General features: G+C 46.2%; 14 protein-coding genes. 4 read left to right on the top strand and 10 right to left on the bottom strand.

Annotated features, from left to right (window positions below; all coding sequences use genetic code 11):
* Nucleotides 1–15: 15 nt before the first annotated feature.
* The 5 genes from OH463_RS11230 to OH463_RS11210 form a co-directional block, all read right to left on the bottom strand.
* Nucleotides 16–891, bottom strand: coding sequence for a LysR substrate-binding domain-containing protein (locus OH463_RS11230; protein ID WP_017817331.1), 876 nt, complete (start codon nt 889–891; stop codon nt 16–18).
* Between the two features lie 115 nt (nt 892–1,006).
* A complete protein-coding gene (locus OH463_RS11225; protein ID WP_005445398.1) occupies nt 1,007–1,972 on the bottom strand; it encodes an OmpA family protein in 966 nt (321 codons plus the stop codon).
* Nucleotides 1,973–2,590: 618 nt separating this feature from the next.
* Complete coding sequence (locus tag OH463_RS11220; RefSeq protein ID WP_005445399.1) at nt 2,591–3,715, bottom strand: M14 family metallopeptidase; 1,125 nt, start codon at nt 3,713–3,715, stop codon at nt 2,591–2,593.
* 113 nt (nt 3,716–3,828) lie between these two features.
* A complete protein-coding gene (locus OH463_RS11215) occupies nt 3,829–5,229 on the bottom strand; it encodes an FAD-dependent oxidoreductase (RefSeq protein ID WP_269991261.1) in 1,401 nt (466 codons plus the stop codon).
* Nucleotides 5,230–5,463: 234 nt separating this feature from the next.
* On the bottom strand, nt 5,464–5,823 hold the full coding sequence (locus tag OH463_RS11210; RefSeq protein ID WP_009696903.1) for a DUF3316 domain-containing protein: 360 nt from the start codon (nt 5,821–5,823) through the stop codon (nt 5,464–5,466).
* 590 nt (nt 5,824–6,413) lie between these two features.
* Here OH463_RS11210 and OH463_RS11205 point away from each other — a divergent pair.
* On the top strand, nt 6,414–7,325 hold the full coding sequence (locus OH463_RS11205; RefSeq protein ID WP_017188571.1) for a VirK/YbjX family protein: 912 nt from the start codon (nt 6,414–6,416) through the stop codon (nt 7,323–7,325).
* 35 nt (nt 7,326–7,360) lie between these two features.
* Nucleotides 7,361–7,912 carry an outer membrane beta-barrel protein gene (locus OH463_RS11200; RefSeq protein ID WP_005445404.1) on the top strand — a complete coding sequence of 184 codons (552 nt, stop codon included), beginning with the start codon at nt 7,361–7,363 and terminating at the stop codon, nt 7,910–7,912.
* 99 nt (nt 7,913–8,011) lie between these two features.
* Here the strand turns inward: OH463_RS11200 and OH463_RS11195 are convergent, their stop codons facing one another.
* The 5 genes from OH463_RS11195 to OH463_RS11175 form a co-directional block, all read right to left on the bottom strand.
* Entirely contained in the window at nt 8,012–8,917 is a 906-nt protein-coding gene (locus tag OH463_RS11195; protein WP_269991260.1) for an EamA family transporter, read from the bottom strand.
* A 66-nt stretch (nt 8,918–8,983) separates the two neighbouring features.
* Nucleotides 8,984–9,688, bottom strand: coding sequence for a phosphonate utilization transcriptional regulator PhnR (gene phnR, locus OH463_RS11190; RefSeq protein WP_005374048.1), 705 nt, complete (start codon nt 9,686–9,688; stop codon nt 8,984–8,986).
* A gap of 9 nt (nt 9,689–9,697) precedes the next feature.
* Nucleotides 9,698–11,422, bottom strand: coding sequence for a putative 2-aminoethylphosphonate ABC transporter permease subunit (locus OH463_RS11185; protein WP_005442364.1), 1,725 nt, complete (start codon nt 11,420–11,422; stop codon nt 9,698–9,700).
* 8 nt (nt 11,423–11,430) lie between these two features.
* On the bottom strand, nt 11,431–12,537 hold the full coding sequence (locus tag OH463_RS11180; protein WP_005395343.1) for a putative 2-aminoethylphosphonate ABC transporter ATP-binding protein: 1,107 nt from the start codon (nt 12,535–12,537) through the stop codon (nt 11,431–11,433).
* A 634-nt stretch (nt 12,538–13,171) separates the two neighbouring features.
* Nucleotides 13,172–14,182, bottom strand: coding sequence for a putative 2-aminoethylphosphonate ABC transporter substrate-binding protein (locus OH463_RS11175; protein ID WP_269991259.1), 1,011 nt, complete (start codon nt 14,180–14,182; stop codon nt 13,172–13,174).
* Nucleotides 14,183–14,448: 266 nt separating this feature from the next.
* On the opposite strand from OH463_RS11175, the gene phnW reads away from it, so the two are divergent.
* Nucleotides 14,449–15,552, top strand: a complete 1,104-nt coding sequence (phnW, locus tag OH463_RS11170) for a 2-aminoethylphosphonate--pyruvate transaminase (protein WP_041054152.1) — start codon at nt 14,449–14,451, stop codon at nt 15,550–15,552.
* Between the two features lie 26 nt (nt 15,553–15,578).
* A complete protein-coding gene (locus OH463_RS11165; RefSeq protein ID WP_029835029.1) occupies nt 15,579–16,958 on the top strand; it encodes an aspartate aminotransferase family protein in 1,380 nt (459 codons plus the stop codon).
* The last annotated feature ends 70 nt before the right edge of the window (nt 16,959–17,028 follow it).

Here is a 17,028-nt window from a genome sequence, read left to right as displayed (position 1 = left end):
CGCTTGGACATCTGGTTACGCCTGTAAGCTTTGTACTAGCCATTGAGTAAAGGCTTTGACATGCGGCTTCTCGCCACAACGAACGATCATATGATGTGCGCCTCGGCTTGGCATTGACCAATGACCTACTTGGACCAAAGTACCTTGTTGAAGATGATCTTCTACTAACAAGTCGCGCACTAATAAGACACCTAGCTGATTCACCGCAGCCTCAATAGCCAACAAAGAATGTTCAAATTCTCCCGCTAACTTTACGCTCCCTCCTTCGTGCCCTTGGTACGCAAACCAACCTTGCCATGTTTCCTGATAGCCACCAGTCGCAAGTTTCGGCAAACGGACAAGATCAACCAGATCAGAAACGGGATTTAGTAAAAGAAACCCCGGACTTGCCACCAAAATCCAGTTCTCTTGCGTGAGTTGCGTTGCGTGTTGCGAAGACCAATCACCATAACCATTAATGATTTCCACATCCGCGATGTCGCTATTACTCGGCACTGCATTTGCGGTAGTAGAAACTTTAAAACTCACTTCAGGATACTGGCGATGAAAATCAGCGAGTCGAGGTATCAACCATTGGGAGCAAAAGCTGTGCGCCACGTGTAACGTTAACTGGGTCTGTTTTTGGCGAGAGAAAAGATGTTGAGTTGCGGCGAACAAACTCTGGAATACATTGCTAACCACGGGCAAGTAATCGTGTGCTGCTTGGGTCAAAATGAGTTGTGCGCCATTGCGTTCAAACAAAGTGGCATCTAGATACATTTCCAGAGATTTCACTTGTTGACTAACCGCTGCGCGGGTGACATTGAGCTCTTCAGCCGCTTTAGTAAAGCTGCGCAATCTTGCCGTCGCTTCAAATGCTTTTAAAGAATTGAGTGGGGGTAAGTTCTGCATCTGTAGCTCCAAACAAAAGAACACGAAAAGTGTAAGTCAGAGCTGTGACATTTCGATGAAAACAAAAAAGCCAGCGACAAACGCTAGCTTTTAGAATCATTAAGCTAATGGTGGATTATTTAGCTTCTTCAGTTGTTTGGTATTGGAACGCAGGAACAACAACTTCTACACGACGGTTTTGTTCACGACCTTCACGAGTTTCGTTGCTCGCTACTGGGTTAGCTTCGCCCATGCCTTTAACAGTCATACGGTCTGCAGCAATACCTTCAGCTTGGAAGTGATCAGCAACTGCTTGTGCACGCTTCTCTGTTAGCTGTTGGTTGTAAGCTTCAGAACCTGTTGTATCACTGTAGCCGTTGATTTCAACTTGAGCTTGTGGGTAAGTGTTCATTAGCTCAACAGTACCGTTGAACGCAGAAGCGTCTTGTAGTTCAGCACTTTCTAGACCAAATTGTACTGTTGCAGTTTGAGCTGGGTATTCGTGCTCAACGATGCGAGTTACAGGACGAGTTTCAACCACTTCTTCTTGAACTACTGGCTCAGAACCAAACTTGTAGTTGAAGCCGATACCAAAGAAGTCAGAATCCATGTCGTCGATGATGTCATCAGACATGTCTTGGTAACGTTGGTACTCAGCGCGTAGGCTCCAGTTGTAGTTGATTTGGTATTCAGCACCTAGAGAGCCCGTTGGTACGAAATCTTTCTCATCGCCAGCCATCATGTAAGCAGCACCTACTTTAGCAAATAGGTTCCATGAGTCTGTTAGAGGTAGGTTGAACTTAGGAGCTAGAGTCAGTGCCCATAGGTCGCCATCAACAGTGTTTTTGCCAGCTTTGTTGAAGTTAGCAGTAAAGTTACCTAGGTAGTCAACGCCGTATTCAGCTGCAACGTATTCGTTAAAGTTGTAGCCAAGGTGCATACCTGCTGCAAAGCTATCGTCATCACATGGTGCGTCTAAGTGACATGCGTCGTTTAGTGCGTTGTAACCAAGTTTGCCACCGATGTATGTATCAGCAAGAGCAACATTTGACATTACGCCACCAGCAAGAACGGTAGCCACTGCAAGAGCAATCTTTTTCATTATTTTTTTCCTTTATGCGAAGGCGACCCGATTACTTTCCCCAGCATACGCTGTCATCAAGAAAGTCAGAACCTGCACTGTTTTTAGTGATTAAAACTACGCCAACAATCTCTATTAACGCATCATCGCATGACGCTCTAATTGGGATATTTCCATTAGGAGCGCTGGTTGGAATTTTGATACACCTATCTGCCACGTCTTGTCCCAAGCGTTTAAACCTGAACGATTGGAGTGATAGATAACGATGAGCAAACCTCTGTAGGTACAAGATTCCGCGAGAAAAATTATCCGGCTTCCATCTTGTAATTACATAGCAACTTAAAACTAATTTAACTGGCTGTGCCTACTTTCAACCTCACACTCAAGGCTGTTACCCCTATGAGATGTTATGATTTTTGTGACGAGAATCTCGAAATGGACTTTAACAGAATAAGTATCGCTAAATTAAATTAGATTTTTTATCGACACGATAAATCCAACTTATCGAGACTCACATAAGCATCAGAAATTGCAGCTTTTTTGTCTTAACTGCGGAGAAAGTAGCTCATTAATAGAGAACGCGGAGAGAATAATGGCAGGAAAGACAGCCCGCAAAGTACGGGCTGTGAACGAATTGCGTTAAATTTTGTCAGATACGGCTAGCGTCGCTGCTAAAATATCTTGCCCAAACAACACACTACGCTCTGGAGACCAACCGTAAAGTGGGTCGGGGTGGTTGTTGTTGTCTTTGAATGGCATTTCAATGGTGTAAGACAGACATTTAAATTGCTCTGCTACCCAGTTAGAGCCAACGGTTAGGTTCGCTTTACCTGGTTCATCTTTGTCGTAACCAATCTCGTCTTGGAACTCTGGTGTAATCGTCAGAAGTGCTTGTTTAAACGCGTTTTCCAACTCAGCCATGCCTTCGTCATAAGAAGGAATGCCTTCAGATCCCGCTACAAAATTGTAAGGGATAGCTTCATCACCATGAATATCTAGGAACATATCCACGCCAGTTTCTAGCATACGTTCACGAACCAAGAAGACTTCTGGGCTCTTTTCCATTGATGGCGTTTGCCACTCTCGGTTGAGGTTCACACCCACTGCGTTAGTACGCAAGTGACCACGAACACCGCCGTCTGGGTTCATGTTTGGTACAACGTAAAGTACTGCTTTTTCTAGCAATGCACGCGCAACCGTGTCGTTTTCATCCAGTAGACGTTGAATCATGCCTTCCATGAACCATTCTGCCATCGTCTCGCCTGGATGCTGACGTGCAATCATCCAGATTTTCTTTTTACCTTCTTCTGGCTCACCGAAAGTAAGCAAGCTCATGTCATTGCCATCTAGCGTGTGACCCAAAGTTTCCAACTGGCAGTGGTGTGCACTTTGTGCCATGTGTAATAGGTCTAGATGACGATCGTACGTGTATGGTGCAAAGTACGCGAAGTAGATTGAGCTACGCTCAGGGATAACAGTGAAAGTCAGCGTATCACCATCGAACTCTGCTGGCACGCGGAACCACTCTTCACGATCGTAAGACGCAACAACGTCATAGCCTTGCCAACCTTCTGGGTAAGCCGACTTCGCAAGATCAAGTAGTTTGATGGTGTGCGATTGCTCGGCTTCGGTCTCAAGACGGAAGTGGAACCACTGGTAGAATTCCGACATGTTGTCGTTAGGGATTTTAAGTTGGATGTCGTTTTTGTCGTCTGCTTTCACTACGTGAATGCTGCCGCTGTCGAAGTTGCTGAATACTTTCATTCTATTACTCACCTTTTGCATCTGAGCTTGAAAGACTGAGGCTAACACAAAGGGAAGAGGTGCCTCTAACGATTTCACTTCTTCCCTATCCGTTTGCGATCAAAATATTCAGTTTAGTCGAGCTTATCCGCTTTGCCTGCTGGTCCCGCAAGTTTTGCTAGCCACTTATCCCAGATAAATGGTGTTTGCTCATTATCTTCTGCTTCCTCTTTTCGGCGTACGGCATTACGCACCATCATTGCCCCTGTCCAACGAAAAGGCTCTGGTGGGAATTGTCCTAATGGTCCTCTGGCTAAACCACTTCGCGTCCAGTCATTATCTAACCCCAATACGAATGAAGATAAGATCTTTCCGCCCATTCGAGTCTGAGCCACACCGTTACCCGAATAGCCAAAGCCGTAAAAGACATTGTTCTGTTTATCTAGCTCGCCAAAGAATGGGAAACCGGTAGCAGAACGATCCGAACCACCCGTCCATGAATAAGCGAACTCTGTTCCTTTTAAACGCGGAAACAGCTTATCGAACGACTTACGCAGCAGATTTTGATAGTGCGTTGGTTTATTAAACATCACGTCGACGCGGTTATTGTAAGAGAATTGGTTGCCGCCCTTACCCAACATCAAACGACCATCTGGCGTATCTCGATAATAATGGACGAAGATACGTGAATCCAACACGCTAGAGCCCGTTTGCCATCCTGATTGAGGCAAAGCGTCACCCAGAGGTTTTGTAATCACCATATCTGAAGAGACAACAACGATGCTGTTGTTAAATTGCTTAAAGTGTTCCACCATCCAAGCATTTAATGCCAACACTACTTGCTTCGCTTTGATGCTCGCATTAGGCGTACTAACGGTTGCAGGTTGACCATAATCTAAACGCGTCATTGGCGTATTTTCATAAACCTCAACACCCAGTTCGATAGCAACACGACGTAGCCCTCTAGCCAACAAAGCCGGCTGGACGCTTGCGGCAACAGGAGAGTGAAAACCGTCCACATGCCTTGGTGAGCCAGCATTCTCTCGCAGCTCTTCAGTCTGACAATGTCGCCAACTATTCACGTTTAGCCGCTTAAGTTCATCCACGACCGGCTGCATACTTCCGGTTTGCGCATGGTTTGTCGCCGTGTAGTAAACGCCTTTCAAGGATAACTGTGCATCGATATTATGCTGCTGACAAAACGCCTCAATTTCCAAGACTGCTTGCTCCGATTCTTTTACTAACCATGCCGCTTGTTGTTCACCAAACAAGCGCTTCAATGTTGGAAACTTTGTTGACCAAGTCAGCATACAACCACCATTTGCGCCCGATGCCCCGTTACCACACAAGCCTTTTTCAATCACAACCACTTGTTTTTCCGGCGATTGCTGCTTAATCATGATCGCAGTCCAAAGACCTGTATAACCACCGCCGACAATCGCCACGTCCGTCGCTATATCTTGTTGGAGTGACAATGACGGCGTTGGCTGTTCCATTTCCAGAGCTTGCTTGAACCAGTAAGAGAGATGAGTCATTCCGTATCCTTTGTAAAGTGGCACACAATCTTGCTTTAGTACCACTTTACAAACGAACATGAGAATCAACGAGCGAGAAAACCTGACGCTGAGCGTTAGAAAATATTGCCTATTAATAATAAATATAAATTAAGCAATAAAAAAAAGGGGAGCAAAGCCCCCCAACATTCCTATAAATAACACACAGCAAGGATAAAGCAGAAATTAATAAATATTAGCTAGCGAGAATATAAATTAACGGTTACCTAACTCTCTCAAACGATATTCGTATTTCACGTTTAAAATTGGTTGGTAGGCAATTTGTCCGTTATCTTGTAGAAACTCATCCACCGTAACTTTACTATCGGTGATTGAGAAAGAATTTTTGTCTACTTTCGCAAAAGAGCCATACAGTTCTTTGCTTAGTTGTAGAGATGTTTTACCTTGATATTCTTTAATCATTTCAAAGCCCATCTCGTAAGCAGCTTGCTTGCTGTCGACGACATTACCTTGAATCGATTTGCTGTTATTTGTCCATTGATACCCACCAGCGAATGCAGCAATTGGTGAAGCGGTTAGTGCAATGAGACCAACAAGAGTGATTAAACGTTTCATAATATGCTCCTTACTTACCTTTTAAATATCGAGTTCCAAGTGCTCGATGAATGTAGCGTACGTATAGAGACCTATAGCGAATAAAATTAATTTCAAAAAAGATTAAAATTAATTCATTTTATTTATCGGCTTTCTTTAAACGTCTTTGACTCTAAAAAAATAAACACTAGAAAAATCCATAGATTACGTTTTATACCTAACTCACTTCGAGATACTTGCTTCCGCAAAAATGGTTTGATTCGCACTCAAAACAACGATGTGTATCGCTTGTTTGTCTTCAAAGCTCATTCAGTCACCCTAGATAGTGACAATGACTATTGGTTACTGAAGAAACGAACCCACTCATTAGCTCACTCAACGGGTTTGTCTGAGCACAACAACACGCTCTGACAATTTCATACTAAACCATACAAACCTCGCTTCTTTTTTCTCTTAAAATCTTCGCCAAAAGAACACCGTTCAAAACCAGCTCCCGTCAATGCTTGAGCGAAATAAGACAACTCTCTTTTATCGCCCTATTTTCGCGTTTTATATCAAGCGCTCACGCCTCTTTGACAGAGCCGAACAACTGGAAATGAGTTTGGAGTGAAATGACCATGAATAAATCCATCCTTGATCACAGCAGAACCATTTATTCTGATGAGTACGCTGACATTTATCGTCCAATTTGGACCTACCGCGTAAAATTCATCGCACGCGCTTTATTCTACAGAAAGTCGTTTAAGTACCTTGCGGACAACATTGAAGCATCACTGCTCGAACTGCTTTGCACTCGTACACACCGATTCTTAGAGAAGCCATTTCGTCCTTACATTATTAAGAATGGACCTGCTTTCGACCGTTCTGCGCTTGTTGTCGATCACTACAACTCGGTAGCAGACCTGATCTCGCCTGAACTGATTCAAGAGATCTACACCGATGCGGAAGGTCTAACTCTGACTTCATTTGAAATTGACGACATCTTGTATTCGGTCCGCTTGGTTTACGAAGCGCGTTACCAAAAAGAAGGTGATATGAGCTTGGTGCTGCATAGCCAAGAAGATGGCAACTTCTATACCCTTTCTTTCAGCTTGGGTCATGAGAATGGCGAACGATGCATCATGATTGGTGGTTTGCAAGGACCACGCAGCTGTGAGGAAAATAACGCAAAAATCAAAAAGCTGACGCGTAAGCTATACGGTCAACGTCCGAAAAGCTTGATGGTTGGATTGCTGGCTATCGTTGCGCAGGTTTGGGGCATAGAAACACTGTTGGCAGTAAAAACTCAATCGCACACTTACGCAGCTAAGCGTTACAGCAAAGGAAGAATCAAAACCGATTACGATGCGTTGTGGCTAGAACTTGGTGGCACAGAATACGACCGCAACTTCTACTCTATCGACGTGAATGCACCTCGTCGTGATATTGAAGGTATGTCTCGTTCAAAACGTTCTATGTACCGTCGTCGTTACGAATGGCTAGACAACACCAAAGTCACTTTCGAACAAGTCCTAAGAAACTAAAAGGTTAAAAGGCTAAAAGCTAAGGGGAAACGTCCATGCGTTATTCATTCGTTACTGCTTTGGTGTTGTCGACACTTTCTTTGTCTGCCAACGCAACCACCAGCGAACACATCATAGGTACAAACATTGGCTATGGCGGTGTGAACTACGACGCACCGACGAGCGAAGAATCAGGCGACATGTTCTTAGGTGAGATTTATTACCGCTACATGCCAACGCATAACTTTGGTATCGAAGCGGGTTATAAAGGCGCGTTTGACGGTATTGGTTCGATACTCGTGAGTCCGATTTCAGAAGTCACCGATACGAGCTTCTCCGGACCTCGCTTAAGTGGCTATGCTAGCTATCCACTGGGTTCAGGCTTCGAGCTTTACGGCAAGGCAGGTGTCACTCTCTACACTCTCGAATACACTTATAAAGTGAACGGTCAGAGCAAAAACATCGAACACTCAAGTGTTGGTGGTGAAGCGGCTGGCGGTATTGGCTGGAGCTATAAACACTTTGGTTTGAATGCAGAATATGTGTATTCAAAAAACAGCGATTTTGACTCTAGCGGCGTGATGTTTGGTGCGCAATTGCGTTTCTAAACAAGGCTTACAGGTTAATACAAAAGGCAGCGAGAGGCTCATTCGCTGCCTTTTCTTTTTTGTATTAACGGGGGCATATCCCGCTCATTAGTTAATGCGTTAATGCGTTAATGCCAAAATAATCCCCACCAGAATCGAAGTAACCCCAATACCCCGAGTGAGATACCATTTCTCAGACAGAAACCAAATCCCCATAAACAATCCAAACACGATGCTGATTTGCCTTAGTGCCACCACCAAACTTACGTTGTCTGCCATGGTCATCGCAAACAACACCAAGCCGTAGGTGGATGCCATCATTACCCCTGCCATGCTGGCTGTTTTGCGGATCTGCCACGCTGTCTTAATCTCATCTGGCTTGCCCATAACTAAGCACCATACAAGGGCTGGAATACCAATCGCCCAAAACTGCACGCCCAAGTAGAAGATTGCACTGTACTGATCATTCAAGATCTCTGATGCTTGTCCTGTGAGTAAGCTCAGCGCTTCTTTATCGACTACCGAGTAACCCGTTGTGCCTATTGCGGCAATCAATGCCCAGAACACACCAACGTTCAAATAAGAGCTCAATGTCATCTGACGAAAATTCGTCAGTGGTACCAGCATACAACCAAGAGTAATTAGTAAGAATCCAAGCCACTGCTGACTAGATAATTCATGTCCCAATGCCACACTGATTGCGCCGACCATCATCACTGGCAGCGCCCGAGCAATCGGATAAACCACACCCACATCAGCGTGCTTATAAGCGACAATCAAACCAACCAGATAAACCATTTGTGAAATGCCGCTAATGAACAGCAATCCCCAAAACTCACTCGGTAATGATGTCCAGCCAATGGTTGCCAAATACCAAATCAAATAAGGGGTAAGAATGAAACATGCAGAAAAGCTGGCGGCCATGGTAAACGCGAGTCCAGAGCCTGAGTTGCTTTTGCCAAGGATATTCCAGCCCGCATGGAGAACAGCAGAGAAAACGACGAGACTAATCGCCAACAAATCCATTTCAACGTTCCTGTCTGAATAAAAGAAAGGCCCCGAGATGGAGCCTTAGATAATGAGAAAATCCACTTAACGATTGAGTTCCGCCAGAGATTCAATGCTGATGGCATCGTGTCGCCAATATTCGATATCGCAATCAATCAACTCGCCGTGTTGGTTGTAGTTGATGCGCTCCACCACCATCGCGGGCGTGCCGGCTGTCGCGCGCAGTGCCTGAGCCATTTCCCCCAACAAAGTACTGGTTGAAATGCGGTAGCGAATCTTTTGATACGTCACGCCATAATGCTCGCGGTAAATGTCCGTCAGTGAGTTTGACAAATCATAGTCCAGCAGATTCGGAAACAGCTCTGGGCGAATATAGTTTGTTACGAATACTACAGGTCTGTCTTCAAGGTATCGCACACGGTCGACTCGATACACGTCCGAGAAAGGTTGCAAGTCCAGCAAGCGTGCCGCTTGTTTGTTTGCCAACGTTCCTTTTGCTGCGACCAACTCCGTTTTTGGCACGCGATTTTGCGCTTTCGCCATGTTCGGGAAGTTCAGAGTTTGGGTTGGGTCGTAACGCAATGGCTCGGGTGAGATAAACCAACCTCGGCGATCTTCGCGATAGATTCGACCTTCTGCTTCCAGCAGTGATAAAGCTTCACGCAGAGTGACGCGTGTAGTATCGAACGACTCCGCCAACTTACGCTCTGCTGGCAGTTTTTGACGCGGCGATAGCATGCCCGCTTCAATCTGTTCAACAATCGAATCTTTAATTTTTACGTATTGCACGAAGTGTCCTTATCTTTTGCGCCAAGCTTGTGTGCGATTCTCTAACAATTTACCCAAAGTCATCTGAACAATCTTCGCAATTGCGGCAGCCATCATGATCATCACAGCCATCGCTGCTGCAGCGCCAGTTTGACCTGCATCGTCCATATTCAGAATCGAGACCGAAGCCGGAATCGTATCGGTTGAGTAAAGGAATACTACCGCAGAAGTGGTGGTCAATGCATTAACAAACAAGTAAGTCGCAATGTCCAAAATCGCAGGTAAACACACAGGTAATGTCACTTTAAAGAACAACTTGTACTGAGGAAGCTTCACCGATGCTGCTGTGGCTTCAATCTCCGATGGCAACTGCTTTAGCGCTGTCAGGGCGGTCATGTGACCCACGGTGTAGTAATGCACTACCGTGTTAATCACCAAGAATGCCATGGTGCCATAAAGCACGTTCAGAGGATTGTTCGCATCGTTGAAGTAAAAGATGTAACCCAAGCCAAGCACCATACCAGGAACCGCCATTGGCACCACGCTGAGCATTTGCATCACCTGACGAATTGGACCAAACGCACGCCCTTTCTCAATGCAGTAAGCACCGACAAAGATAATGGCTGTACCGATCACTGCCGTCCAACCTGCCAGTGTTAGTGAGTTGAAGAATGGGCTCCAACCGTAAGTGCTCATTTCGGCAAAGTTGTAGTTGTTTAGCGTCAGCGCTTTGTTCCAAGGCCAGAACGTAACTAACGAGCCATACACCGCCATGCCAAGCACAGCCAACACTGCAATAGAAATGATGCTGCAGTAAACCAAGCAAATGCTGTCGCGCGCTTTGTTGGGTTCAGGCTGATAAGGCACTGAACGTGTGTCGAATAAGCTCTTTTGCTTTTTCTGTACCCAGCGGTCTGCGCCAAACGCCATTACCGCAGGGAATAACAACATAATGCTAGTCACCGCACCCATGGCAAAGTTTTGCTGTCCCACGACTTGCTTGAAGATGTCAGTCGCCAGAACGTTGTAGCTGCCCCCAATCACTTTCGGCACACCAAAGTCCGTGATAACTAGCGTAAAGACGACGATAAGCGTACTGATCAAACCGTATTTCGCCGCAGGTAACGTCACCATAAAGAAGGTTTTGATGGGTGAGGTTTTAAGTGCACGGGCGGCTTCATACAAGCGAGCATCTGAAGTACGCAGCGAAGTGGTTAAAATCATCAATGCATGAGGAAAGGTCCAGAAAATCAAACCCATCGAGATACCAATCACGCCGTAAATCGAGTTTCCTAACAGCATCTCTTTGGCAATGCCTTGATTACCGAAAAGGAAGATCAAACTGATCGCTGGTAACAGCGAAGGCGCAAGAATTGGCGCAGTACCTAGGATTTGGAACAAACCTTTAAACGGCATGCATGAACGAGTCAGCGCGTAGGCATAACCGAACGCAAGCACACCCACTACCGAGGTCACAATCACGCCCAAAGTGAAGGTGTTTCCCACCGACACCCACAAGCTTGAAGAAGAAAAGTACGTCGCAAAGTTGGCCAAACCAACGAATTCGCCATTGGCATTTTGCACACTCTTGGTCAACATTGCCCAAAGCGGCATTAAGATGAACAGCACCATCATGGTCGACAAGCCTGCGAGCAAACCGAACAACACAAGGTTGTCGCGGCTGACTCGTCCGAGTAGGGATTTTGCTTTGTCTTGTGTGGTCAGGCTATTCATCGTCATTGTCTTCGCATCCATGTTTACACCTACGCTGCTAGCGCTTTATCAACCGAGGGCACGGCGTAACCATGCAGTCCTTCTTCAGCAAACTGGATGTAACGTACATCGCCCGCCTTGATATTGAGTTTTTGAACCGTTTCCACAGGCACATCCACTACGATGGTTTTCGTTGAGCTGTCGTTTTGCAATACGCAATCAATGCGGAAAAACGCCCCTAGAAACTCGGTTGCGGTAACTCGCACAGGTAAAGAGTTGTTGTAGTTTTCAACGAACTTGATGCTTTCAGGACGCACCGCAAGGTCAAAGCGGTCACCACGTTGTATCTTACGATTGGTCAAGCTTGGCGCTGGCATCAAGGTTTCGGCAATCCGTACTTGGGAGTCCGTAGCTACTGAGGTTTCTATAAAGTTCATGCTGCCGACAAACTCAGCAACAAAGCGCGTCGCTGGTTGTTGGTAGATCTCTTGAGGTGTGCCGACTTGCTCAATCACACCATGGTTCATTACCACGATACGATCCGCCATCGACAACGCTTCATCCTGATCGTGCGTAACCATGATGGTGGTGATGCCCAGCTTGCGTTGCAGCTTACAAATCTCGTCACGTAAGTGAACACGTACTTTTGCATCCAGCGCTGACAGCGGCTCATCAAGTAGCAGTAGACCCGGAGACAACGCCAATGCGCGAGCAAGTGCCACACGCTGCTGCTGACCACCAGAAAGTTGGTTAGGGAATTTCTCGCCAGAGGTTGGAAGACCAATGGTTTCTAGCCAGTAATCCACCTTCTCTAACGCTTCTTTGGTCGACATTCCTTGGTTCTTCAAACCCACTGCAATGTTCTCTTGTACAGTTAGGTTCGGAAACAGCGCGTAAGATTGGAATACGATGCCGAAATCGCGCTTCTCTGGTGGTAGGAATGTGGTCTCTTGACCGTTTTGAAAAATCGCACCAGACGTTGGCAAGTCTAAACCTGCAATGGCACGTAGCAGAGTGGTTTTACCGCAGCCAGAAGGACCAAGAAAACAAACGAACTCGCCCTTCTCAATCGCTAGCGAGATTTTCTTTAATGCAGTGAACTGTCCGAATTGCTTCACTACATTTTCGATATTTAGGTAATGTTGGTTAGTTGACATAACACACGCTCCAAATGGTATATACCAATTTTAGTTTTGGAGTGTTACGTTCCAATGACAAATTTATAGCTAGAAGATGACAAATAGATGAAGGGTGATGAGGTTTGTTTCTACGCTTGCAACCCCCTCCAACTCCCCCTTTTATCAGCATGGTTTGCCAAGCATTTGAATGCGGTTATCAAGGGGGAAAGTTTTCTTTGCTACAGTGAGTTCGGTGCTTTCCCGACGTCATTCTGAAGGAGCCTAGGCGAGTATTCAGAATCTACTTGAAGCGCGTTAGATGTTGCATTGTGAATTAAACTATCCGCGAATACAGAGCCAGTCCCTCCCCTTTACCAGCATGACTGTTGTAGTCCCCAGAAGTTAAAGCCAAGGGGAGGTTAGGTGGGGTTGCTGCTTTTGGACTACAAGCATAATTTGCGTGCGAACCTGAGATTCCCGACTCACTCCTTCGTCGCTCTCGAGAATGACGTTGTGAGTGCGGATAGAAGATCCCAACTTTCTTAAGTCCGTCATTCCAGCGAACCTAGGTGAGACTAGGAATCTACTTTCAACAAACTCTGAAATAACAGAGAAAACAAAAAAACCACCTCAACCGAGGTGGATTTCAGCATTCAACTCAAAGCAAATTCAATTAAGACTTTGGTTCTGATTTTGCGTCGAACTTCTCAGACCATGCCGCTAGAATCTCTGCACGCTTACTACCCATTTGCGCGAAGTCCATCTTAGCCATGTTCTCTTGAACGTTCGGGAAGTTAGAAACGGTCGCTTTCACTTCTTTATGTGCAACCACTGGGTACATTTCTACGTAAAGCTCGTTTGCCGTTTTAGAGATTGACCAGTCGACAACGCGCTTCGCTGCATCAGACTCTTTTACTAGACCAACCGCTTCTGATTCCCAGCCGATACCTTTTGGTGTGATCACCGCTAGTGGTGCACCTTGTGTTTTCAGCTTCGCACCGCGGCTTGCCATCGAAATACCGATAGCCACTTCACCCATACCCGCTTGAACACATGGTTTAGAGCCAGAGTGAGTGTAGTGTGCAATGTTCTTATCTAGGTCACGCATGTAGTTCCATGCCTGATCTTCACCCATGTTTTGTAGCCAAGCAGAAACCTGCATGTAGCCAGTGCCTGAAGACGCTGGGTTCGGCATTGCAATGTGACCTTTGTAAACCGGCTTCGTTAGGTCTTCCCAAGACGTTGGTTTCGGTAGGTTAAGTTGTTTCGCTACCGCTTCGTTGAAACAAACTGCGTTAAAGAATGCATCGTTACCGAACCAAGCTTGGTTTGATTGAGGGTCGTTTAGGTTCGCATGCAGCTCTTCCAAACCTTTTGGTGTGTAAGGCTTAAGAAGACCTTCATCTTTAAGCAGTGCCATTGACGAGCCAGCAAGACCCCAAACCACTTCCGCTTGAGGGTTGTTCTTTTCTGCCAGCAATTTCGCCGTCATGATACCGGTTGAATCGCGAACCCACTTAATCTTGATATCTGGGTTATCTTTCTCAAACGCAGACTTGTATTTCGCAAGAATGTCAGTTTCGAAAGCGGTGTAAACCGTGACTTCCTGTGCTGCCATTGCATTCGTAGCTAGCAGAGAAACAAGTGCAGCCAGCGATCCTTTCATCAAACGGTTTTTCATCATTTTCTCCAGTTAATTTGGCTAAGTTTTCATTTGGTCTGTACCAGTTGACGATATACACCCTACTGAGCCTTTGTGACGAATTCATGACCATTAAATGGCAGTTTTACGAAAATTATCGATGAATAATCGTTCAATTGATCCGCCATTTTCTGGATATTAAAGTTTTATGAAATTGGAGATTCGCCTATTTACTGCCCTTTTCTTCCTCGCTAGAGTGAACTTGAAATTTGGTGTAGACCAATTAGCCTATTCTGATGGAAATCGAGATGAAAAACGAATACCTACTACTGACTCCAGGTCCTCTATCTACTTCTGAAACAGTACGTGAAGCCATGCTAAAAGACTGGTGTACTTGGGATGATGAATACAACAAAGACATTGTAGAAGTGATCCGCACTAAGCTTGTAAAACTGGCGACGGAGCAAAACGGCTACACCAGCGTACTAATGCAAGGTAGTGGCACCGCATCAGTAGAAGCAACGATTGGCAGCGCCATTGGCAAAGATGGAAAATTGTTGGTTGTCGACAACGGCGCTTACGGTGCGCGTATCGCTCAGATCGCTGATTACCTAAATATTCCATGCCATGTAGTTTCCCCAGGCGAAACATCACAGCCACACTTGAACGAGGTGGAAACTGCATTGGCATCGGATCCTGCTATCACACACGTGGCAATTGTTCACTGTGAGACAACCACTGGCATGCTTAACCCAATTGAGGCATTTGCTTCTGCGGCAAAAGCACACGGTAAAGTCGTGATTCTCGATGCCATGTCGAGCTTTGGTGGCATTCCTATCGATATCGCAGAGCTAGGCATCGATTTTATGATCAGCTCAGCGAACAAATGTATTCAAGGCGTACCGGGTTTTGGCTTTGTGATTGCGAAGCAAACTGAGCTCGAAAAGTGCCAAGGTCAGGCACGTTCTTTGAGCCTTGATCTTTACGACCAGTGGCACTGCATGGAAGTGAACCACGGCAAATGGCGTTTCACGTCTCCAACGCACACGGTTCGCGCTTTCTATCAAGCCTTGTTAGAGCTGGAACAAGAAGGCGGCATTGAGGCTCGTCATAACCGTTACCAAACTAACCAGAAAACACTGGTTGCAGGTATGCGCTCTTTGGGGTTTGAGCCACTACTGAGTGATGACCTTCACTCGCCAATCATCACTTCTTTCTACTCTCCGACGCACAGTGATTACCAGTTCAAAGCGTTCTACACACGTTTAAAAGAGCAAGGTTTTGTGATTTATCCGGGTAAAGTATCGAACGCAGATTGCTTCCGTATCGGCAACATTGGCGAAGTTTACCCAGCAGATATCGAGCGCTTAATCGGTGCAATTGAAAAAGCAATGTACTGGCAAGTTGCGTAAAGCAGCCTTCTGATTGAGAGAGCGTTATGACTCAGAATATCAAACCGACCCATTTCCGCAGCGAAGGCGATGTCAACACAACACCAGCGCGCCAAGCTTGGAATGCATCGATGGACGACGAACGCACGCAAGCATTATTGAAGCGTGATTCGGAGGTCTTTCTTCATCAAGCCATGTCGACGCCTTGCTTAGATACATTGGAAGCGGCAGAAGGCATCTATATCCAAGATGCTACCGGCAAAAAGTACATGGATTTCCATGGCAATAACGTCCATCAGCTGGGCTACGGTCATCCGCATGTGATTAAACGCGTGCAAGAGCAAATTGCCAAACTGCCGTTTTCACCACGTCGTTTTACCAACGAGACCGCGATTGAATGTGCCGAAAAACTTACCCAAATATGTGGCGGCGAATTGAATCGCGTGCTGTTTGCGCCGGGTGGCACATCTGCAGTGGGCATGGCACTTAAACTAGCACGCCATATCACGGGCAACTACAAGGTGGTGTCTCTGTGGGATTCCTTCCACGGCGCATCATTGGATGCCATCTCAGTGGGCGGCGAAGCGTGTTTTCGTCAAGGAATGGGACCATTAATGGCAGGTGTTGAACGCATTCCACCAGCAGTGTCTTACCGAGGCGCTTTTCCAGTCGCGGACGGCAGCGACGTACATTACGCCGACTACCTTGAGTACGTGATTGAGAAAGAAGGTGGCGTGGGCGCGTTTATCGCAGAAGCGGTTCGCAACACGGATGTACAAGTGCCGAGCAAAGCCTACTGGAAACGCATCCGTGAAATCTGTGACAAACACAATGTCATGTTGATCATCGACGACATCCCTAACGGCATGGGTCGTAGCGGTGAATGGTTTACCTACCAAGCCTATGACATCGAGCCAGATATGCTCTGCATCGGTAAAGGTTTGGGCGGAGGGTTAGTGCCTATCGCAGCCATGGTAACCAAAGACAAATACAACACCGCCGAGCAAATCTCCATGGGTCACTACACTCATGAGAAAAGCCCTATCGGTTGTGCTGCAGCACTGGCAACCATGGAAGCCATTGAGCAAGACGGTTTGCTAGATAAAGCCAAAGCCGACAGCCAGTTCATGCGTGAAAAGCTGCTAGAGATGAAAGCTAAGTACCCAGTGATTGGTGATGTGCGTGGCATCGGCATGTTATGGGGCATTGAACTGGTCACTGACCACGAAAGCAAAGCACGCGCGTATGACGAAGCGGAAGCTGTGTTGTACCAATGCCTCAACAATGGCGTGAGCTTCAAGGTATCGCAAGGCAATGTGATTCAACTCAGCCCACCGCTGATCATCACTCGCGAACAACTGACAGAAGCGTTGGCGATCTTCGAAGAAGCCATCGCCAAAGTGTGCAAAGACTTTAACTACTTCTAACCTCTACAAAACCAATTTATCCGGAGCGCATTTTCAACATGTAGGAAAGCGCTCTGGCAAGTAAGAAAAA

Source organism: Vibrio sp. NFR (genome assembly GCF_027587095.1).
Taxonomy (GTDB): Bacteria; Pseudomonadota; Gammaproteobacteria; order Enterobacterales; family Vibrionaceae; genus Vibrio; species Vibrio harveyi.
This window is presented reverse-complemented; position numbering and strand designations above follow the sequence as displayed.